At 66.4% G+C, this 19,724-nt stretch carries 18 protein-coding genes; 7 read left to right on the top strand and 11 right to left on the bottom strand.

The annotated features are described in order from the left end of the window. The first annotated feature begins 3 nt into the window (after nucleotides 1–3). Nucleotides 4–2,583, top strand: coding sequence for a type I DNA topoisomerase (gene topA / locus NDB2M1_RS11225; protein WP_072382302.1), 2,580 nt, complete (start codon nucleotides 4–6; stop codon nucleotides 2,581–2,583). A gap of 162 nt (nucleotides 2,584–2,745) precedes the next feature. Here topA and NDB2M1_RS11230 read toward each other — a convergent pair whose 3' ends face one another. From NDB2M1_RS11230 to lepB, 5 genes are read right to left on the bottom strand one after another with little or no spacing between them, the layout of a single operon-like run. Continuing rightward, nucleotides 2,746–3,417, bottom strand: coding sequence for a spermidine synthase (locus tag NDB2M1_RS11230; RefSeq protein WP_072382304.1), 672 nt, complete (start codon nucleotides 3,415–3,417; stop codon nucleotides 2,746–2,748). A gap of 12 nt (nucleotides 3,418–3,429) precedes the next feature. Next, nucleotides 3,430–4,176, bottom strand: coding sequence for a bestrophin-like domain (locus NDB2M1_RS11235; protein WP_143146727.1), 747 nt, complete (start codon nucleotides 4,174–4,176; stop codon nucleotides 3,430–3,432). A gap of 23 nt (nucleotides 4,177–4,199) precedes the next feature. Beyond that, nucleotides 4,200–5,123, bottom strand: a complete 924-nt coding sequence (gene era / locus NDB2M1_RS11240; protein ID WP_143146728.1) for a GTPase Era — start codon at nucleotides 5,121–5,123, stop codon at nucleotides 4,200–4,202. 7 nt (nucleotides 5,124–5,130) lie between these two features. After that, nucleotides 5,131–5,850, bottom strand: a complete 720-nt coding sequence (rnc, locus tag NDB2M1_RS11245; protein WP_072382646.1) for a ribonuclease III — start codon at nucleotides 5,848–5,850, stop codon at nucleotides 5,131–5,133. Beyond that, nucleotides 5,805–6,668: a signal peptidase I gene (gene lepB / locus NDB2M1_RS11250; protein ID WP_371328197.1), complete on the bottom strand. Its 864-nt coding sequence runs from the start codon at nucleotides 6,666–6,668 to the stop codon at nucleotides 5,805–5,807. The genes rnc and lepB overlap by 46 nt, the downstream gene beginning before the upstream one ends. A gap of 154 nt (nucleotides 6,669–6,822) precedes the next feature. Between lepB and pgi the strand changes: the two genes are divergently transcribed. The 4 genes from pgi (at nucleotide 6,823) to NDB2M1_RS11270 (ending at nucleotide 11,605) form a co-directional block, all read left to right on the top strand. Next, nucleotides 6,823–8,346: a glucose-6-phosphate isomerase gene (gene pgi, locus NDB2M1_RS11255; RefSeq protein WP_072382310.1), complete on the top strand. Its 1,524-nt coding sequence runs from the start codon at nucleotides 6,823–6,825 to the stop codon at nucleotides 8,344–8,346. A gap of 93 nt (nucleotides 8,347–8,439) precedes the next feature. Continuing rightward, nucleotides 8,440–9,795 carry a glutathione-disulfide reductase gene (gene gorA / locus NDB2M1_RS11260; RefSeq protein WP_072382312.1) on the top strand — a complete coding sequence of 452 codons (1,356 nt, stop codon included), beginning with the start codon at nucleotides 8,440–8,442 and terminating at the stop codon, nucleotides 9,793–9,795. A 58-nt stretch (nucleotides 9,796–9,853) separates the two neighbouring features. Continuing rightward, a complete protein-coding gene (locus NDB2M1_RS11265; protein WP_072382314.1) occupies nucleotides 9,854–10,576 on the top strand; it encodes an SDR family oxidoreductase in 723 nt (240 codons plus the stop codon). A 12-nt stretch (nucleotides 10,577–10,588) separates the two neighbouring features. Continuing rightward, a complete protein-coding gene (locus tag NDB2M1_RS11270; protein ID WP_072382316.1) occupies nucleotides 10,589–11,605 on the top strand; it encodes an SDR family oxidoreductase in 1,017 nt (338 codons plus the stop codon). 27 nt (nucleotides 11,606–11,632) lie between these two features. Here NDB2M1_RS11270 and NDB2M1_RS11275 read toward each other — a convergent pair whose 3' ends face one another. The 5 genes from NDB2M1_RS11275 to NDB2M1_RS11295 form a co-directional block, all read right to left on the bottom strand. Continuing rightward, on the bottom strand, nucleotides 11,633–12,037 hold the full coding sequence (locus NDB2M1_RS11275; protein ID WP_072382317.1) for a cytidine deaminase: 405 nt from the start codon (nucleotides 12,035–12,037) through the stop codon (nucleotides 11,633–11,635). Nucleotides 12,038–12,096: 59 nt separating this feature from the next. Then, entirely contained in the window at nucleotides 12,097–12,894 is a 798-nt protein-coding gene (locus tag NDB2M1_RS11280; protein WP_072382319.1) for a molybdopterin-binding protein, read from the bottom strand. Beyond that, on the bottom strand, nucleotides 12,891–13,739 hold the full coding sequence (locus NDB2M1_RS11285; protein ID WP_072382321.1) for a cytochrome b/b6 domain-containing protein: 849 nt from the start codon (nucleotides 13,737–13,739) through the stop codon (nucleotides 12,891–12,893). Before NDB2M1_RS11285 ends, NDB2M1_RS11280 begins: the two co-directional genes overlap by 4 nt. 124 nt (nucleotides 13,740–13,863) lie before the next feature. After that, a complete protein-coding gene (locus NDB2M1_RS11290; RefSeq protein WP_072382323.1) occupies nucleotides 13,864–14,994 on the bottom strand; it encodes an ATP-grasp domain-containing protein in 1,131 nt (376 codons plus the stop codon). A 4-nt stretch (nucleotides 14,995–14,998) separates the two neighbouring features. Beyond that, the gene (locus NDB2M1_RS11295; RefSeq protein ID WP_072382325.1) at nucleotides 14,999–16,390 is read right to left on the bottom strand and encodes a cytochrome P450; all 1,392 of its coding nucleotides are present in this window, start codon (nucleotides 16,388–16,390) and stop codon (nucleotides 14,999–15,001) included. A 92-nt stretch (nucleotides 16,391–16,482) separates the two neighbouring features. Here NDB2M1_RS11295 and NDB2M1_RS11300 point away from each other — a divergent pair, with 92 nt between their 5' ends. Both NDB2M1_RS11300 and crtD read left to right on the top strand, forming a co-directional pair. Continuing rightward, nucleotides 16,483–17,241, top strand: a complete 759-nt coding sequence (locus tag NDB2M1_RS11300) for a hypothetical protein (RefSeq protein ID WP_072382327.1) — start codon at nucleotides 16,483–16,485, stop codon at nucleotides 17,239–17,241. A 15-nt stretch (nucleotides 17,242–17,256) separates the two neighbouring features. Beyond that, nucleotides 17,257–18,768 (top strand): 1-hydroxycarotenoid 3,4-desaturase CrtD, encoded by a 1,512-nt coding sequence (gene crtD / locus NDB2M1_RS11305; RefSeq protein ID WP_072382329.1) that lies wholly within the window; start codon nucleotides 17,257–17,259, stop codon nucleotides 18,766–18,768. Here crtD and NDB2M1_RS11310 read toward each other — a convergent pair. Next, on the bottom strand, nucleotides 18,737–19,720 hold the full coding sequence (locus NDB2M1_RS11310; RefSeq protein WP_371328198.1) for a phytoene/squalene synthase family protein: 984 nt from the start codon (nucleotides 19,718–19,720) through the stop codon (nucleotides 18,737–18,739). The two genes, crtD and NDB2M1_RS11310, sit on opposite strands and share 32 nt — an antisense overlap. Nucleotides 19,721–19,724: the final 4 nt, after the last annotated feature.

Here is a 19,724-nt window from a genome sequence, read left to right on the forward strand (position 1 = left end):
CCCATGCAGCTTGTCATCGTTGAATCCCCGGCCAAGGCCAAGACCATCGAGAAGTATCTCGGCCCCGGCTTCAAGGTCCTCGCGTCCTACGGCCATGTCCGCGACCTGCCTGTGAAGGACGGCTCGGTTCGCCCGGACGAGGACTTCGCGATGGATTGGGAACTCTATGGCGACAAGGCGGCGCGGGTGAAGGCGATCGTCGATTCGGCCAAGGCCGCCGACCGACTGATCCTCGCCACCGACCCCGACCGCGAGGGCGAGGCGATTTCTTGGCACGTGCGCGAGCTGCTGGCGAAGCGCAAGGCGCTGCCCAAGGAAGTCGAGCGCGTCACCTTCAACGCGATCACCAAGGCGACCGTTACGGACGCCATGAAGCACCCGCGCGAACTCGATCAGGACCTCATCGACGCCTATCTCGCCCGCCGCGCGCTCGATTACCTGTTCGGCTTCACGCTTTCGCCCGTCCTCTGGCGCAAGCTGCCCGGCGCCAAGTCCGCCGGCCGCGTCCAGTCCGTCGCGCTGCGCCTGATCGTCGAGCGCGAGCGCGAGATCGAGACCTTCAAGGCGCAGGAGTATTGGTCGGTCGTCGCCACGCTTGAGCAGGGCGGCACCCCGTTCAAGGCCCGCCTCGTGCGCTTCGAGGGCGAGAAACTGGAGCGCCTTTCGCTCGGCAATGAAGGCATTGCCCAGCGCGCCAAGGCGACCGTCGAGGCCGCGACCTTCCGGGTCGAGGATGTCGAGACCCGGCCGACCCGCCGCAATCCCTATCCGCCGTTCACCACCTCCACGCTCCAGCAGGAAGCCGCGCGCAAGCTCGGTTTCTCCGCCAGCCACACCATGCGCGTCGCCCAGACGCTCTACGAGGCCGGCGCGATCACCTACATGCGGACCGACGGCGTGCAGATGGATTCGAGCGCGATCAGCGCCGCGCGCGCCGCGATCAGCAAGCGCTATTCCGGGCACTACCTGCCGGAAAAGCCCCGCCACTACGAAACCAAGGCCAAGAACGCGCAGGAAGCGCACGAAGCGATCCGCCCGACCGATTTCGGCAACGACCGCTACGGCAGCGGTGACGAAGCCCGGCTCTACGACCTCATCTACAAGCGCGCGATGGCGAGCCAGATGGCTTCCGCGCTCATCGAGCGCACCACCGTCACGTTGCGTGAAGGCACCGGCAAGCACGAGTTGCGTGCTACCGGCCAGGTCGTGAAGTTCCCCGGTTTTCTCGCCGTCTACGAGGAAGGCCGCGATCAGAAGGCCGACGGCGCTGACGACGGCGACGACGAGACGAGCCTGCTCCCGGTGATGAACCCCGGCGACACCCCCGCCAAGCGCGGCGTCGAGGCCACCCAGCACTTCACCCAGCCACCGCCGCGCTATTCAGAGGCCAGCCTCGTCAAGCGTCTGGAAGAGCTCGGCATCGGCCGTCCCTCGACCTATGCCGCCACGCTGCAGGTGCTGAAGGACCGCAACTACGTCCGCACCGAGAAGAACCGCTTCTTCGCCGAGGAAAGCGGGCGCCTGCTGACGGCCTTCCTCGAGCGCTTCTTCGACCGTTACGTGGCGTATCAGTTCACCGCGGGCATGGAGGACGAACTCGACGACGTCTCCGGCGGCCGCGCGGCGTGGAAGGCGGTGCTCGAAGCCTTCTGGCGCGATTTCAAGCCCAAGTCCGACGAGGTCATGGAGAAGAAGCCGAGCGAGGTGACCGCCGAGCTCGACACCTTCCTCGAAGACTATCTCTTCCCCAAGCGCGAGGACGGAGCCGATCCGCGCTTGTGCCCCAAGTGCCAGGCTGGCCGCCTCTCCCTGCGCGGCGGGCGCTACGGCGCCTTCGTTGCCTGCTCGAACTACCCCGAGTGCAAGTTCACCCGCAAGTTCGCGCAAGGCGGCGGCGAGGGTGAGGGGGGCGATGGCGATGAGGCAGGCCTTGGCAAGGACCCGGTGACCGGCCTCGAAGTCACCCGCCGCTCGGGCCGCTTCGGTCCCTACATCCAGCTCGGCGATGGCAAGGAAGCCAAGCGCGCCTCGATCCCCAAGGACATTCCCGAGCTTGATCTCGAATGGGCGCTCAAGCTCCTATCACTCCCGCGCGAGATTGGTCCGCACCCGGAAACGGGCAAGATGATCACTGCAAGTATAGGACGTTACGGCCCATACCTCGCACACGATGGCAAGTACGGCCGACTTAAGTCTACGTCCGAGGTGTTCGAGACGGGCATGAACGCTGCGGTGGTCAAGCTGGCCGAAGCCGCCTCAGGTGCAGGCGCGCGCGGCAACCGCACTCCGGTCGAACCGCTCAACACCTTCGGCACGCACCCGACTTCCGGCGGCGAGATGAAGCTGCTGGCGGGCCGCTACGGCGCCTATGTCACCGACGGCACGACCAATGCGACCCTGCCCAAGGACGTCAAGCCCGAGGACCTGACCCTCGAACAGGCCATCGCGCTGATCGACGCCCGCGCGGCTGCTGCCCCCGCCAAGGGCAAGAAGAAGAAAGCCGCGCCCAAGAAGGCTGCCGCCAAGGCTCCGGCCAAAAAGCCTGCCGCCAGGAAAGCACCTGCCAAGAAGGCGGTAAAGTAGGTCTGTTGCCCCAGATCATGCTGGTCTCGTCGCCCCGTGCTTGACACGGGGCTAGGCTGTTCTTCGGGCGCGGCGGCTGAAGAAAAGCCAAGGCCCGGATCAAGTCCGGGCCGACGATTGCAGCTTATGCACTCTCCCAGCCGTACGTCTCGTAACGCGCCCTCAATTCGGCACGGCAAACCAGATCGTGTGCTTCGGCCCCTTGCCGTTAGTCCGCGCGGCCACGCGGATTTCCTCCACCGCAAACCCGTTCTTTTCCAGTCGCCGCGTGAATGCCGGATCGGGGGCTGCCGACCACACCGCCAGCACACCGCCCGGTGTCAGCGCCCGCCGCGCCGCACGCAGGCCCGAGGCGCTGTAGAGGCTGTTGTTGCCCTCGCGCACCACGCCGTCCGGTCCATTGTCCACATCGAGCAGGATCGCGTCGAAATCCCCGTGCGCCCCGTCGATCACGCTGCCGACATCGCCCATGATCAGCCGCACACGCGGGTCATCGAGACAGCCGGCTGCCAGCTCCGCCATCGGCCCGCGCGCCCATTCGATGATTTCCGGCACGAGTTCCGCCACGACCAGTTCGGCTCTCGGCCCCAGCACCTCCTGCGCCGCACGCAGCGTGAAGCCCATGCCATAGCCGCCGATCAGCAGACTGGGTGCAGGGCGGCCCTTCAGGCGCAGAATCGTTTCGGTCGCCAGCGCCACTTCCGAGCCGCTCATCCGGCTGCTCATCAGCTCGTTGTGGCCCATCACGATCATGAAATCGCGGTCGTGGCGATAGAGCTTGAGGTCGGTCCCGCCCGGCACATGCGCCGTGCCCAGCAATTCGCGCGCAATCATCTTGAAATTCCTTCAGCCAAGGCTCTGCGCCACTTTGTCGAGTTCTTCCTGCGGCACGATGATCGCGCCGCTGCGCGGGCTGTCGAGATCGAGGATCGTCCCATAGGCCGCCGCCAGCAGCGTGAAAAACAGCACGGACGAGATCGCTGAGCGCCAGTCGGCTCGCCCGGTGGTGAAGCCCAGCAGTGCGGTGCAGGCACAGCAATAGAGCGCCAGCAAGCCCAGCACCTCGCTCGGCAGCCGCGCCGAACGCGCGGCGTGGCGCTCGGTCGTTATGTCACACATCGCGTTGTAGGCGGTGACGAGCGTCGGCCCGCGCGTATCGGGCGGCATGGAGCGCAGCACCGCGAACAACTGGTCGCCAAACTGTCCGCAACTGCGCGAACTGGCGTCGTGTGCGGCCTGCCATGCGTCCTCGCCGGCATTCTTGCCCACAGCCGCCCGCTCCGCCGCATAGTGCTTCAGCGATGCGGCAAGCGGCTGGCGCTGGCTGTCCTCGAGCAGTGCGAGCCGTGTCGACATCGTGCCGATGGCATTGGCTTCCTCGATCACCAGCAGCCGCCGCGTCTCGTAACGGCCAATCGCGAGGCTGAAGGCAAAGGCCATCAGCAGCGCCAGCAGGCCGAATGCGCCTGATAGCACATAGCTCTCGCCGCCCGCCTCGCCGCCCGCGCCCGCCCGCCGGTGCAGCGCCACGCCAAGCCGCCACAATGCCGACATCGCCACCAGCAGACCCAGACCCGGTAGCACTATCGACAAAGCCGCTCCCATCGCCCAGTCTCCTACTTCACCCAGTCGAGCCCGATTTCCTCATAGATTTCACGTGCCTCGGCCCAGCCTTCCTCCACCTTCACATGGAGGAACAAATGAACCTTCATGCCCAGCAGCTCCGCCAGTTCCTTTCGCGCCGCCTCGCCGATGGCTTTCAGCTTAGATCCGCCCTTGCCGAGCACGATCGCCTTCTGGCTCTCGCGCGCGATCACGATCTGCTGGTGGATCTCGACCGAACCGTCCTTGCGCGTCACGTAACTCTCGGGCCGCACCGCGCTGTCGTAGGGCAGTTCGTCATGCAGTTGCCGGTAAAGCTGCTCGCGGGTGATCTCGGCCGCCAGCAGGCGCTCGCTGGCATCGGAGACCTGATCTTCCGGATAGTGCCAGGCCCCCGCCGGCATCCGCTCCGCCAGCTTCATCTTGAGGTCCGCCACCCCGTCTCCCGTCAGCGCCGAGACGAAGAACACCTCGTCGAACCCGCCCTCGGGCGCCAGCGCCGCCGCCATGTCGAGCAAGGGCTCCTTGGCAATCGAATCGACCTTGTTGAGCACGAGGATCTTGGGCTCGCTGCGGCCCTTCAGGCTCTCGAGGATCGGCTCGAGATAGTCGCGCTTCTTCTTGCGCGCATCGACCACCAGCAGGATCGCGTCGGCCCCTTCCGCGCCTTCCCACGCGGCATGGACCATCGCGCGGTCCAGCCGCCGTTTGGGCTCGAACAGCCCCGGCGTATCCGCGAGGATGATCTGCACCCGCTCACCGCCCGGCAGGTCCTGCAGCGCGATCCCCATCAGCCGTGCCCGCGTCGTCTGCGCCTTGTTGGAGACGATGGCGACTTTCTGTCCGACCAGCGCGTTGACCAGCGTCGACTTGCCCGCATTGGGCGCGCCGATCACCGCCACCAGTCCGCAATGTTCGGGCGTTTGGGGTTCCGTCATCTCGATCTCATCCATATCGCGTCATGAAGGCGGCCGCCGCACCGCGCTCGGCTTCCTGCTTGCTTGATCCCGTCGCCTGCTCGCTGCCCACGCCCGGCACTTCCACCTTCACCGTGAACACCGCCGCATGGTCCGGCCCGCTGCGATCCACCAGCGTGTAGACCGGCGGCTTGCGGCGATTGCCCGCAGCCCATTCCTGCAGCGCCGCCTTGGGGTGCTTCCTCTGCCCCGCGCCTCCCGCCATCGCCGGCTCCCAGGCGCTGCGCACGAAATCGCGCGCCGCATCGAAGCCGCGCTCAAGGAACAGCGCTCCGATCAGCGCTTCCATCACGTCGCCCAGCACATTGTCGCTCTGCCCGGCGCCATCGCCGCGCGCCTGCTTGCCGAGCCGGATATGCGGCGCCACGCCCAGCCGCCGTGCAACATCGGCGCAAGTCTCCCGGCTCACCAGCGCATTCAGCCGCTGCGACAGCTTGCCTTCCGCCGCCTCGCTCTGTGCATGGAGCCATTCGGCAATCGCAAGGCCCAGCACCCGGTCGCCCAGAAATTCCAGCCGCTGGTAATCGCGCGCTTCGCCCATCGAGCCGTGGGTCAACGCCTCATGCCAAAGCCCATCCTGTTCCGGGGCCTTGCCGGTCAGCGCGGCGATGAAGCCCGCGGTCTCTTCCGAAAGTGAGCCGCTCAGAACGTGCCCCCGATCCGGTTCGCCCGGAGCGCGGTGAACCAGGTCCACGGCAGGAACCAGTTGGCGCTGCCGTCGGTCGACCACATCACGATCGTGGCGCGGCCGATCAGGTTGTCCTGCGGCACAAGGCCAATCCCGCCACCTTCGACTGCCGGGAAACGGCTGTCCATCGAGTTGTCGCGGTTGTCGCCCATCAGGAAGACATGGCCCGCGGGCACCACCACCGGCGGCGTGTCGTCCTGCGGCCGGTAGCCCAGATCGAGCACGTTGTAGGTTTTGCCTCCGGGCAGTGTCTCGCGGTACTGCGGATAGTGGCAGCTCTGGATCCCGTTCGGCTCAACCGCCTCGAACTCGGGTGCGACGCAGGTGGTGTTGGACGATTGCCGGATCACGAAGTCCGCGATCTTGACCTTGGGCACCGGCACGCCGTTCAGGTGCAGCTGGCCGCCGATCATCTGCACCGTATCGCCCGGCAGGCCGATCACGCGCTTGATGTAGTCGACATCGTTGCCCGGCGGCGCCTTGAAGATCACCACGTCGCCGCGCTGCGGCTGGCCCGCGAAGATCCGGCTCGGCAGCAGCGGAAGGCTGAACGGCAGCGAGTAGGACGAGAAGCCATAGGGCCACTTCGCGGCGAGCAGGTAATCCCCGTTCTCCAGCCGCGGCAGCATCGATTCCGAGGGGATGTTGAACGGCGAGAACACGAAGCTCCGGAAGAAGGCCACGATCAGCACCAGCTTGATCACGAACACCGGGAAGCTGTCTTCCTTGCGCTCTTTCTTGTTCTTCGCGGGCGGCACAGGCGCATCCTGCGCCGTCGTGGCCATGGTCTCGGGCGTATTTTCAGGGGTCTCTGTCATCGCAGCGGTCATGTGGAGGGGCCTCGCATCCGTCAAGCGCAGACTGCATCGATAGCGCCGTGCAGACGAATTTTGCGAGGCCGTCCGTCGGCCCTGTCTTGCACTTGATCGAATGGGCAGGGTACGTCCGCCGCATCCCCCAGGAGACAAACCGATGGCCGCCACCGCAACCGCCCCGCTCTGGACCGCGCTCGAAAACCTCCCGCGACCCGCGCTGACGGAGCTATTCGCCGATCCTGGGCGGCTCGATCGTTACGCGGCGGTGCTCGATCTTCCCGGCGGACCGATTCGCTTCGACTGGTCGAAGACGCACCTTTCTGCCGATGTCGAAGCCGTGCTCGGCCAGATCGCCGACGCCGTCGATCTCGCCGGCAGCCGCGACGCGCTCTTCGCCGGTGCCCTCATCAACAACACCGAGGGCCGCGCCGCCACGCACATGGCCGAACGCGGCGCCGGCAATCCCGCCGCAGCGGAGGAAGCCGAGCGCTTCCACGAACGCATGCAGGCTCTCGTCGAGGCAATTCACGAAGGCTTGCTGGGCGAGGTGAAGAGCCTCATCCACATCGGCATCGGCGGCTCCGCCCTCGGCCCGGCACTCGCCATCGATGCGCTGGCCCGTGAGGATGCCAGGGTCGCCGTCCATGTCGTCTCCAATGTCGATGCCGCCGCGCTTGCCGCCGCCACAGCGCAGTGCGACCCGGCCACGACCCTGATCGCGGTTGCCTCCAAGACCTTCACCACCACCGAGACGCTGATGAACGCCGTCAGCGCGCTCGACTGGCTGCGCGAAGGCGGCGTCGAAGATCCCTTCGGCCGCGTCGTTGCGCTTACCGCCGCGCCGGACAAGGCCGTCGCCTGGGGAGTCGATGAAACCCGCGTCCTGCCTTTCGCGGAGACGGTCGGCGGGCGCTATTCGCTGTGGTCGTCGATCGGCTTCCCCATCGCGCTCGCGCTGGGCTGGGAGGGCTTTGCCGCATTCCTCGCGGGCGCGGCCGCCATCGACCGCCACTTCCTCGAAGCCGCGCCGTCCGATAACGTCGTCATCCGCGCCGCCTTCGCCGATCTCTACTACACGCAGGCCCGCCACTGCGGCAGCCGCGCCGTCTTCGCCTATGACGAGCGGCTGCGCCTGCTCCCCAGCTATCTCCAGCAGCTCGAGATGGAATCGAACGGCAAGCGCGTCCTCGCCGACGGCACCCCGCTCAGCCGGCCCAGCGCACCCGTTACGTGGGGCGGGGTCGGCACCGATGCCCAGCATGCCGTGTTCCAGCTGCTCCACCAGGGCACGCACCTTATCCCGGTCGATTTCCTCGCGGTCAGCGTCCCCGGCCACGATTTCGACCCGGCGCATCACCGCATCCTGCTTGCCAACTGCTTCGCGCAGGGCGCCGCGCTGATGGCCGGCAAGGCCGGCGGCGATGACATGGCGCGCGACTATCCGGGCGACCGTCCTTCCGTCACGATCCTGTGCGATGAACTCGGCGCCGCCACATTGGGCAGCCTCATCGCCTTCCACGAACACCGCACCTTCGTCTCGGCGATGATGCTCGGCATCAATCCATTCGACCAGTTCGGGGTCGAGCTCGGCAAGGCCATTGCCAAGTCGATCGAGGCAGGCGATGCCCAGTTCGATCCCTCGACCACCGCGCTGCTTGCCGCCGCCGGGATCGACGGCTGAACCAGTCGTAACGTCACGCGAAACAGCACCGAATTGCCGCTGGCGGGGAAGGGGTGGCATCCCCATATAGGCCGTGCGCAGCAGGAGCCCGAGATGACCGACGCCCAGTACGACTACGACCTTTTCGTCATCGGTGCCGGTTCCGGCGGCGTCCGCGCCAGCCGCGTGGCCGCCAGCCACGGCGCCCGCGTCGCGGTGGCGGAGGAGTTCCGCGTCGGCGGCACCTGCGTGATCCGCGGCTGTGTCCCCAAGAAGCTCCTCGTCTACGGATCGCACTTCGCCGAGGAACTGCAGGACGCGGCGAACTACGGCTGGACGGTCGAGAAGACCACGTTCGACTGGCCAACCCTGCGAGACGCGGTGCTGCGCGATGTCGACCGCCTCAACGCCGCCTACACCTCGACGCTCGAGACCCACAAGGTTGAGCGCTTCCTCGAGCGCGCCGTGATCACCGGCCCACATTCAGTCCGCCTCGCCTCGGGCCGCGACATCACCGCCAAGCATATCCTCGTGGCGACGGGCGCCTGGCCAATCATGCCCGAGTTTGAAGGTTCCGAGCACTGCATCACCTCCAACGAGGTGTTCCATCTCGAAAAGCTGCCGCGCCGCGTGGTCATCGCTGGCGCCGGTTATATCGCGATGGAATTCGCCGGCATCTTCAACGCGCTCGGCAGTCACGTAACAGTGATCAACCGCTCTGAAACGCTCTTGCGCGGCTATGACGAGTCGCTGCGTGACCGCCTGCTCCAGATCACCATGGCGCGCGGCATCCAGTACCGCTTCAATTGCCCCTTTGAGAAAGTGGTCAAGCGCGAGGACGGGGTGCTCGAAGTCTGGCTGAAGGGCCAGCCCGATCCGGTCCTTGCCGATCAGGTGCTCGTCGCCGCCGGGCGCAAGCCCAACACCGTCGGTCTCGGCCTTGAAAACGCCGGCATCGCGCTGGGCGAACGCGGCGAGATCGTCGTCGACGAACGCGCGCAGACCTCGTGCCCGAGCATCTACGCCGTGGGTGACGTAACGGACCGCGTCCAACTCACCCCCGTCGCCATCCGCGAGGGGCAGGCCTTCGCCGACCGCGTCTTCGGCGGCAAGCACGTGACGATCGACTACAGCTGCATCCCGAGCGCTGTCTTCTCGCAGCCGCCGCTCGCCGGTGTCGGTCCCACCGAGGGCCAGGCGCGTAACAAGTACGGCTCGATCAAGGTCTATTCGTCGGATTTCCGCCCGATGAAGAACATCTTCGCGCATCGGCCCGAGCGCGGGCTCTACAAGATGATCGTCGACGCCGCGACCGACCGCGTGCTCGCGATCCACATGATCGGCCCCGAAGCGCCTGAAATCCTGCAGGCCGCCGCCATCGCGGTGAAGGCCGGGCTGACCAAGGCCGATTTCGACGCCACAGTCGCGCTGCACCCCTCAATGGCCGAAGAGCTCGTGCTGATGAAGTAAAGGTTGCAAGTTGCAACTGGATTGCTAGTCTCCCCGCAAACAGACCGGGGAGCACCGCGTGAAGCTGCAAGGCAAGACCATCCTTCTCACTGGCGGGACCGACGGCATCGGCCTGCGCCTCGCCCGCCAGTTGCGTGCAAAGGGTGCACAGCTCATTGTTACGGGACGGACGCCTGAGCGCATTGCCGCCGCGCAGGCGGACGGCTTCGAAGTGATCGCGGCGGACTTGGCCGGGTCCGAGGGCGTCGAGGCCGTGCTCGCTGGCCTTGGCGGTCGTTCCATCGACATCCTGATCAACAACGCCGGCATGGGCACCGCGCATGATTTTCGCGAAGCGCCGCCGGTGGAAGCTGATGACGAGCGCACGCTCTGGCTCAACGTCCACGCCCCGATCCGGCTGATCGGCCGCCTGATGCCCGTGTTGCGCAGCCGCTCCGAAGCGATGATCGTCAACGTGACGTCAGGCCTCGCCATCGCGCCCAATGCCGGATCGCCGCTCTATTGCGCCACCAAGGCCGCGCTGCGCAGCTACACCATGGCCTTGCGCGAACAGCTCAAGGGCACCGGCATTCACGTGCTCGAAGCGCTTCCGCCCCTTGTCGATACCGCGATGACCGCCGGGCGCGGCAGCAACAAGCTCGCGCCCGAAGAATGTGCGCGCCAGATCATTGCCGCGATGGAAAGCGGCGCCAACGAGGCCAATGTCGGCATGGTGAAGGTCCTGCGCGCGGTCTATTCGCTCTCGCCCGCGCTCGCCCGTTCCATCATGCTCCGGTTCTGAAGGGAGTTCTCCATGAGCAATACAGTCCTTGTCTCCGGCGGCAGCGGCTATATCGCCGGCTTCATCATCCAGCAGCTTCTCGCCGAGGGCTGGACGGTCCACACCACGGTGCGCAGCCTCAAGCGTGAGGCCGAACTCCGGCCGCTGCTCGGCGGCACCCCAGAAACGCTGAGGTTCTTCGCCGCCGACCTGATGACCGACGCAGGCTGGGCCGAGGCCATGGAGGGCTGCAGCCATATCGCCCACGTCGCCTCGCCGTTTTCCAGCATTCCGCCACGTAACGAGGATGATCTGATCATCCCCGCGCGCGAAGGCGTGCTGCGTGCGCTGCGCTTTGCCAAGGGCGCCGGGGTCACCCGCTTCGTCCAGACGTCGTCGGTCGCCGCCATCGCCTATGGCCATGGCAAAGGCACGCACCACTTCACCGAGGCGGACTGGACCAATGTCGCAAGCAAGGACGCCTATGCCTACGTCAAGTCCAAGACCATCGCCGAACGCGCCGCGCGCGACTGGATGGCCACGGACGGCTCAGGCATGGAGTTCCTCTCGATCAATCCTGCCGCGGTGCTCGGCCCGGTCTGGTCGAAGGACTTCTCCGCCTCGATCGAGATCATCAACCAGCTCCTGTCCGGCGCGCTCCCCGGCTGCCCCGATCTCGGCTTCGGGATCGTCGACGTGCGCGATCTCGCCGATCTCCACGTCCGCGCGCTGACCGAACCCGGTCTCGACGGCGAGCGCTTCATCGCCTCCGGCCCCTTCCTCAAGATGAAGGACGTCGCCGCTATCCTGCGCGAGCGGATGCCTCTGGAGGCGCGCAAGGTGCCGACACGCGGCCTGCCGGACTGGCTTGTGCGCCTCGGCGCGAAGTTCAATCCCGTGGTCAAGCAAGTCGTCGGCGAACTCGGCAACGTGCGCGATGCCAGCGCTGCGCATGCCTTCGAACGCCTCGGCTGGAAGACCCGAGACCCCGCCGACTCCATCGTCGACTGCGCGAAAAGCCTGATTCAACAAGGCGTCGTGAAGGTCTGAGGATGATCGTGCAACCCGCCCGAGGGATTATTCGAGCGCGCCTCGCCAATAGTGCGGTTGTAGCTCTCCCAGCTTGACCTTAGTCCACTGCGTCGGATCGTCCTTTCTGGCGACCGCTATGGAGACGTCGGGCCCATAAAGGAAAAGACGCTCCTGACAGACCCCGCATGGGGCCAGGATCACGTAACGATCGGTCGCTTCGCGATAAACGCAGGCACTGGCAGTAACCGGATCGTCCAAAGTGTATGCCTCGCAGAGGCAGCCGGTTTCGTGACATAACGAAACCGCATCGTTCAGAGTGTCTGGCGCGGTGCTCAAAATGAGCCGACCCGAGGCGGTGTACATACCGGCTGCGCCTTCCGATTCCTCGCCCGGAAAGCGCCGGGCGATGAATGCGATGATGCTATCGACGAGGGCTTGATCGACTTCCACGCGCGGGAGCTTGCACCGGCATCGATGCCGTTACAAGCTCTCCCCGATTGCCGTCGCGACTAGATCCCTGCAAACCACTGGTAGCCGCGGTGATCCTCCCAGTATCCACCGCCGCCGCCATGGATTCCTGCCAGCGACGATACGGCCTCGACACGCATCACGTACTTCGCTTGCTTGTAGCCCAGCTGCCGCTCGACCCTGAGGCGCAGCGGCGCGCCGTGGCCGACGGTCAGCAGCTCGCCGTTCATGTGCGTGGCGAGGATCGTCTGCGGGTGGAAGGCATCGATCATGTCGATGCTCTCGTAGTAGGGCACGCCGCCCGTGCTGTCCGCGCAATGGAACACCACGTATTTGGCGTTGCTCGACATGCCCGCGCGCTTCAGGATCAGTCCCAGCGGCACGCCCGACCATTCGCCGATCGCGCTCCAGCCTTCGACGCAGTCGTGCCGGGTGATCTGCGTGCGCCGGGGCGCCGCCATCATCTGCGCCAGGCTGATCCGCAGCGGATGCGCCACCATGCCGTCCACGCTCAGCGTCCAGTCGGCAAACTTGTTCGCCGCCAGCGCGTTATACTCCGCCGTATTGGGGTTCTGGTTGCCGTTCTGGCGGAACACCGGCGACATTTCGGACCGGCTGAACTCCTGCGCCAGCGCATTCCGGTTCGTTACGAGACGCTGCGCGCCATGCGTCGCCTTCTCGCCAAGGCTGAGGAACGACTTCACCGACGGCGAGGCGTTGATCTGGTCGCAGCCCGCCAGAAGGAGGCCCGCTCCGCCGATCAAGGCGTTACGCCGCGTGACGAGCGAGGAGGGGCGTTCGGCCGGGAGAATCAGGCCGGAGGTCTTTTCGTTGCTCATTTCGAACGCTCCTTGGGCAGACGGTACCAGCCCGTGATGATCGAACGCAGCTCGTTGAAGGGCCCGGCTAGCACAACCGCCAGCAGATGCACCGCGATGAACAGCGCGAACCCGAATGCGCAGAGGAAGTGGATCGAGCGCGCGGAGGGCCGCCCGCCGAACAGCTCCGCCAGCCACGGGAACGCGGCGTTGAGCGTGGGAGACATCGTGCAGCCGGTCAGGATCACCACCGGGATCAGCACGAAGAGCACGCCGAGGTAAGCGATCTTCTGCAGCGGATTGTAATGCCGCGCCGCTTCGCCGGTGGGGAAGCGCAGTCGGGCATGCTCCTTGATGTCGTGCCACAAGTGCGAAAGGCTGCGCTCTTCAGGCTTCAAGGCAAGATCACGCCGCAAGTGTCCGGAAACAATATTGTATGCCATGATCAGTGTTGCGCTGATCAGCAGTACCCAGGCAAACGCGAAATGCCATTGCCGCGCATCGGCGAGGCTGTAGGTCGAAGGGATCGTGACCAGCGGCGGGAAGGCATAGGCCACGCCTTGTGCATAGCCGAGAAAGCCTGTCGTCGCGATCTCGAAGCCGCCGATCTGCACGAAGCCGCTCGTTCCGCGGTGGCTGATAACCAGCCATGGATGATCGAGGTTTGCGCCATAGACGCCCCAGTAGAGCCGCGGATGCGCATTGAAGATCATCATACCGCTCATCAGCATCACGAAGATGCTGAGGGCATTGACCCAGTGCCAGATCCGTACCGGTAACTTGGTTCGGTAGATCAGCGGCGAGGCATCGGCCTCCGCCCGCCCCGCAGAGCCTTCTGCCCCGCCTTCTGCAAATTGTGTCGCCATCGTCCCGCTCCGCCAAGCTGTGCGCACACGGCGAGCATGCGCTTCCCACACGGAAGCGCAAGCGCCGCAAACACCGGTTCGGACCAAACGCGCAAATCGTTACATCACGCGGAAAAAATTTCTGTCAGCCCTCATACCAGCCCACATCCTGCGTCGCCACCTCGCCAAAGCGCGCGCCCTTGGTGATCGATTGCCAGATAATCGGCCACGAAGTGCCGATCATGCTGAGGAACGGCCAGGGATCGCGCCAGTCCCAGCTGACGTCACGCGTGGTGGCGAGGCTCTTCAGGCTCGGCCAGAACCCTTTGCCCCGCAGCATCGCGCCCTGCGTCTCGGTCAGGCAGGCGTAGAACTGCTGCAGCGTCCGGTGCCGCCTTACCCGAACCGGGCCTTGCCAGCCGGGCTCGAGCACCGCGCGGGCGATGTCCTCGCCCTCCCAGAAATGCACCCCGCTTGTCGCGCGCGGATTGCACTCGATGGCATAGGGCACGCCGCCCGCATCAATGATGAAATCGAACGAAATGAACCCGCTCCAGCCGGTTTCCGCCACGAACCGTTCGACCCACGCACTGATCGCCGGCACGTCCACCCGCTCGAACGCCACCGCGACCGAGCCCGACATCACCGCCCCGCGATAGACCATCGTCGCCACCACGCGCCCGCCTTGCGCGATGGTGCAGGTGCTGTGTTCTCCCCCCTCCACGAACCGCTGCACCACCGCGGGCGCGCCCGCATCAGCCGGCGGCAGCGGCTCCCTGCCGCGCAGGATCGAAAGGCCATTGCCCGAGCATGAGAACACCGGCTTCACCACCACCGGTCCGCTCCGCGCTAAGGCCTCCGCCTCGGCCGAGCCAAGCGGCGCACTCACCGGTACCGTCAGCCCCATCGCCGCCGCCGTCTCTACGAACCGCGCCTTGTCGTGCAGCGCCAACACCTGCTCTGGCGGCATCGTGAACAGCCCCGCACTCTCCGGCAGCAACCCCGCGAGATGAGCGACATGCATCGTCTCTTCCGAAACCGGCACGACGAGGTCGACACCCTCGCGCCGCACGATCTCTGCGAGTGCCGCCAGATAGGCCACCTTGCCTTTGACTGGCGGCGGCACCTTGAACTCGCGCGCCACATGCCGCGATGCGCCTGCCAACGTCCACCCGTAAGGCTCCGCGACGAGGACCCGGCACCCCGCCTTGGCGAACCCCCGCGCCAGATCGAGCGCCTTAGGCAGTCGCCCCAGTGTGAGCAGGACCGTCGTCATGACGTCATGCTCCAAGGGGCACTGGCGACACCCTGACCATGACTTGCTTGGCCGGCCGCGTCGTCAGCCTTGCGGCCGGACGGACCGCGCCCGCATCCTCGATATGGAAATCGAACCGGCGGAACAGCCGCGCGATCAGCAGCACGGCCTCGGTCAGCGCAAACGCGGCCCCGGCGCAGACGCGCGGCCCCTGACCGAAGGGAATATAGGCCCCCGGCGTCAGCTCGCTCTCCCGCGCGGGCAGGAAGCGGTCCGGATCGAACACGTCGGGGTCCTTCCAGAACCGCTTGTGCCGGTGCAGTACCCACGGCGCCACCATTACCAGCGCCCCGCGCTTGACCCGCTTGCCCCCGATCGTGTTCGCCTCGGTCGCCACGCGCGGCAGGAACGTGATCGGCGGATAGAGCCGCAAGGTCTCGCGAAACACGTTGCGCACGGTCAGGAGGTGCTTGGTCTCCTCGAACCCGATAGCGCCATCCTCGCCCGCCACTTCGCGGATTTCGCGCCGCACCCGCGCGACTAGTTCCGGCTGCATGGCCAGCAGATAGAACGCCCAGGTCAGCGCGCTCGCGCTCGTCTCGTGCCCGGCCAGGAACAGCACGCCCAGCTGGTCGATCAGTTCCTCGCGCGTGAACGCCGTCTGCGTGAAATCATCGCGCGCGGCGATCACGGCAGCGGCGATATCGTCGAAGTTCTCGCCGTTCGGCCCCACATGCGTATCGAGCAGATCCCCGAGATGCCCGCGAATGCGCCGACAGGCCTCCAGCACGAAGTCCTTTTGCGGTACCGGAGTCCACGCCGGGTCCATGATCAGCCGCCGGATCTCGACTTGCGCCACGCTGTGCTCGAACACGGTGAAGGCGTCGAACACGTCGTGCGCGGCGCCCGTTTCCAGACCCGTGCTGAACACCGTCCTGCAGATGATGTCCGCGGTCAGATGGCTCATCGTCAGATCAAGCGAAAACGCCGCGCCGTCCGCCGCCCGCGCCGCCAGCGTCTCCTCGCAGGCCTCCGCGCCTTCCTGCATCGCCGGGAACGCCCGGTTCACCCGCATCATCGTGAAGGCGGGATCGATCATCCGCCGCTGCCGCTGCCACACCTCGCCGGAGGAGACGAAGATCGAATCGCCGATGAGCGGCGCCAGCGCGTCGACCATCAGGTCACTCTTGGGGAAAATTCCTTCGGGATCAGAGAGTACACGGCGAACTTCATCCGGCCTGTTCACAATCAGGATCGACCGCCGCGAATAGCCCAGCGGCCCGACATCGCAGCGATAGGCGCTTGCCGGCAGCAGGCTGAGCAGATCGCCGTCCCCCCGCAGCGCCACGCGCAGCAGCGCCATGACAGCCCCCAGCGAGTTGGGGCGCGGCGGGCGATAGGCGGCATTCTGGGTCAAGCGTGGATCCCGAAGAGTTCCCGGGTGTCATCTTATGTTTACACGAGGCCTGTCCAGTGAAATAGTCGTCATGACGAGAACCGGGGGATGCGATGGAACTGCTGGTGTTCCGCTGCCTGATTGCAGCCCACATCGCCGCCGGGGCGACCGGCGCGATCGCGTTCTGGGTGCCGGTGGTGGGCCGCAAGGGTGATGTCAATCACCGCAAGTGGGGCCGCGTGTTCACCAGGGCTATCCTGATCACCGGCTGCCTTGCCCTCGCGATGAGCCTGTTCACGCTCTACGATCCGATGACGGTCCATCCGCACCTCGTCGGCAAGTTCGATGCCGATTTCGTGCGCGGGATGTTCGGCGTGATGATGCTCCACAACGCGATCCTCACGCTCAATCTCGCGTGGTACGGCTGGCTCTGCGTGCAGAACCGCCGCAATGTCGCGGCGGGTCGCACCCCGCTCAACATCGCGCTGCAGTTCGCGGTGATGGTCGCCGCCGTGGTCTGCGCGTGGGACGGCGCGCGCATCCATCAGCCCTTGATGATGCTTATTTCGGTCGTCGGCATGGCAACCGGGATCACCAATCTCATGTTCCTCTATTCCCGCAATCCCTCGCCGGTCATGTGGCTCAAGGAGCATGTGAAGGCGCTCGTGGGCGCGGGCATCTCGGTCTACACCGCGTTCCTTGCGTTCGGCTCGGTGCGCCTCATGCCTTCGCTCGCGCTTCACCCGGCCATGTGGTCGGTGCCGCTCGTCACCGGCCTCATCATCCTCATCTACCACCGTATCCGCATCGACATGAAGGCCGGGATCAGCATCATTCCGCAGTTCCGCCGCCGCGCTGCGGCGTCTGACTGATCGCTGGGGGCGGACGTGGCGCGCAAGGTCGTTGTCGTCGGGGCCGGGATGGGCGGCCTGTCCGCCGCCGCCGATCTCGCCCGGCAGGGGCTTGACGTCACCGTCGTCGAACGCGCCGCCCATGTCGGCGGCAAGATGCGCCGGGTGGAAAGCGGCGGTCTTTCCATCGATGCCGGCCCCACGGTCTTCACCATGCGCTGGATCTTCGATGGCCTGTTCGGCGATGCGGGCGAGCGGCTCGAGGACCACCTTGGCCTCATCACCGCAGAGACGCTGGCCCGCCATGCATGGAGACAGGGCGGCAATCTCGATCTCTTCGCCGACGTGGACCGTTCCGCCGACGCCATCGGACACTTCGCCGGTGCCGCCGAAGCCAAGGCCTACCGCGATTTCTGCGCCCGCAGCGCGGATATCTACAAGACGCTTGCCGCCTCGTTCATCGCCGCCGAACGCCCCTCGATTCCCGGCCTCGTCGCCCGGCTCGGTCCTTTTGGCATCCCCGCGCTGATGCGGACCGTGCCCATGCGCACGCTGTGGGGCGCGCTCGGCGATCACTTCAAGGATGCCCGTCTGCGCCAGTTGTTCGGGCGCTATTCGACCTATGTCGGCTCCTCGCCCTGGGCCGCGCCTGCCACGCTGATGCTGATCGCGCATGTCGAGCAGGACGGCGTCTGGCTTGTGCGTGGCGGCATCCACGAAGTCGCGCGAGCCATTGCGGGCCTCGCTGAAAAGCACGGCGCCCGGTTCCGCTTCAACACCGAAATGGAGCGCATCGTCGTCGAAGGTGGGCGTGTCACCGGCGTCGATCTCGCGGGTGGTGAACGCCTTGCGGCCGATGCCGTAGTCTTCAATGGCGACATCTCGGCGCTCACCGATGAAGTCCGCCCGGTCCCCGCCACCGCACCGCTCAAGCGCTCGCTGTCCGCCGTCACCTGGTGCCTCGCCGCGCGTACATCGGGCTTTGACCTTGCGCACCATAATGTCTTCTTTGCAGAGGATTACGGGGCAGAGTTCCAAGCAATCTTCAAGGATCGCCGGATCACCGAAACGCCGACCGTCTACCTGTGCGCGCAAGACAGGGGCGAGGGGAGCAACCACCCCGCAGGCACCCCCGAACGCCTTCTCGCGCTGATCAACGCACCGGCTGATGGCGACAAGGGGCCACTGCCCGATGCCCAGCTCGCCGATCTCGCTCGCCGCAGCGTCGGCCTGATGCAGGATTGCGGCCTTGACCTTACCGCCGTCGGCGAACCCGTGGTCACCGATCCCGCGGGCTTCCACGCGCTGTTTCCGGGAAGCGGCGGCGCGCTCTATGGCCGCGCCAACCACGGCATGATGGGCAGCTTCGCGCGGGCCGGAGCGAAAGGCAAAGTGCCGGGGCTCTACCTCGCCGGCGGCAGCGTCCACCCTGGGCCGGGCATCCCGATGGCGACAATGTCCGGCCGCATCGCCGCCGCGCGCCTCGTCGCCGATCTCGCCGGCGACCGCCGCACGGTCATGCTTCCTGCCGACGTGCCCTGGCCTTGAGGCTGGTACGCGACCAGCGCGGATGCGGGCAGGGCGCAGGCCGTCCCAGCGCCTGAAGTCCGGCGCGCAGTACCCAGCCAAGCTTCTCGCTGCGCGAGGTGAACACGCGGGCATCCCACACGCGCGGGCCGCCTGCCGCCACTTTGCGCGCAATGGCGCCGTAGATGCCCGCCGCGGACAGAATCGCCCAGCGCTGGCGGAACCCCAGACGCGCCGCGCCGACCCGCGCCGAAGCCTCGTAGTCCGCCGCCAGCGCCGCGAGCCGCTTCGCCACGCCGACCAGGGCTGCGCGGTAGCTGGGCCGCAATTGCTCGCCCGGCGGGATATCCGCTTCCGCCAGCCATTCGGCCGGGAGATAGCAGCGCCCGCCGCGATCATCTTCCGCCATGTCGCGGGCGATATTGCCGAGCTGGAAAGCCAGTCCAAGGTCGCAGGCGCGGTCCAACGTGTCGTCGTCGTCCGGCGCCACGCCCATGACAACCGCCATCATGACGCCGACAGCGCCCGCAACGTGGAAGCAATAGCGCAGCAGGTCCGCCTCGCTGCGCGGCGTCCAGTCCGCTGCATCGAGCGCGAAGCCGTCGATCACGTCTTCGGCCATCGCGCGCGTCAGTCCGCATTCCTTCGCGACCACACCGAGCGCATCGAAACTGGGATTGCCCGTCGGGATTCCCGCCATCGCAAGGTCTGTCAGCCGCCGGATCTGCGCCAGCCGCTCGTCCGCCGCTGCGCCGGGCGTCGTGCCCAGTTCCCCGCCGAGGTCCTGCTCGTCGGCAATGTCGTCGCAGGCGCGGCACCAGGCATAGAGCAGCCACACCCGCTCGCGCGTCGTCCGGTCGAACAGGCGCGAGGCGGCGGCAAAGCTTTTGGACCCTCGCGCGATTGTATCGCGGGCGTGGGCAACAAGGGCAGCGCGGTCCGGTCCGGTCGGCACGGCGCGAGGGTCGCTCACGCCA

It is taken from the genome of Novosphingobium sp. NDB2Meth1, from assembly GCF_900117425.1.
Taxonomy (GTDB): Bacteria; Pseudomonadota; Alphaproteobacteria; order Sphingomonadales; family Sphingomonadaceae; genus Novosphingobium.

Bases quoted from the DNA above. Each gene is read 5' to 3' on its own strand.
- topA (WP_072382302.1), top strand. From the start codon at position 4: ATGCAGCTTGTCATCGTTGAATCCCCGGCCAAGGCCAAGACCATCGAG.
- NDB2M1_RS11230 (WP_072382304.1), bottom strand. From the start codon at position 3,417: ATGATTGCGCGCGAATTGCTGGGCACGGCGCATGTGCCGGGCGGGACC.
- era (WP_143146728.1), bottom strand. From the start codon at position 5,123: ATGACGGAACCCCAAACGCCCGAACATTGCGGACTGGTGGCGGTGATC.
- lepB (WP_371328197.1), bottom strand. From the start codon at position 6,668: ATGACAGAGACCCCTGAAAATACGCCCGAGACCATGGCCACGACGGCG.
- pgi (WP_072382310.1), top strand. From the start codon at position 6,823: ATGGCCGCCACCGCAACCGCCCCGCTCTGGACCGCGCTCGAAAACCTC.
- gorA (WP_072382312.1), top strand. From the start codon at position 8,440: ATGACCGACGCCCAGTACGACTACGACCTTTTCGTCATCGGTGCCGGT.
- NDB2M1_RS11270 (WP_072382316.1), top strand. From the start codon at position 10,589: ATGAGCAATACAGTCCTTGTCTCCGGCGGCAGCGGCTATATCGCCGGC.
- NDB2M1_RS11280 (WP_072382319.1), bottom strand. From the start codon at position 12,894: ATGAGCAACGAAAAGACCTCCGGCCTGATTCTCCCGGCCGAACGCCCC.
- NDB2M1_RS11285 (WP_072382321.1), bottom strand. From the start codon at position 13,739: ATGGCGACACAATTTGCAGAAGGCGGGGCAGAAGGCTCTGCGGGGCGG.
- NDB2M1_RS11290 (WP_072382323.1), bottom strand. From the start codon at position 14,994: ATGACGACGGTCCTGCTCACACTGGGGCGACTGCCTAAGGCGCTCGAT.
- NDB2M1_RS11300 (WP_072382327.1), top strand. From the start codon at position 16,483: ATGGAACTGCTGGTGTTCCGCTGCCTGATTGCAGCCCACATCGCCGCC.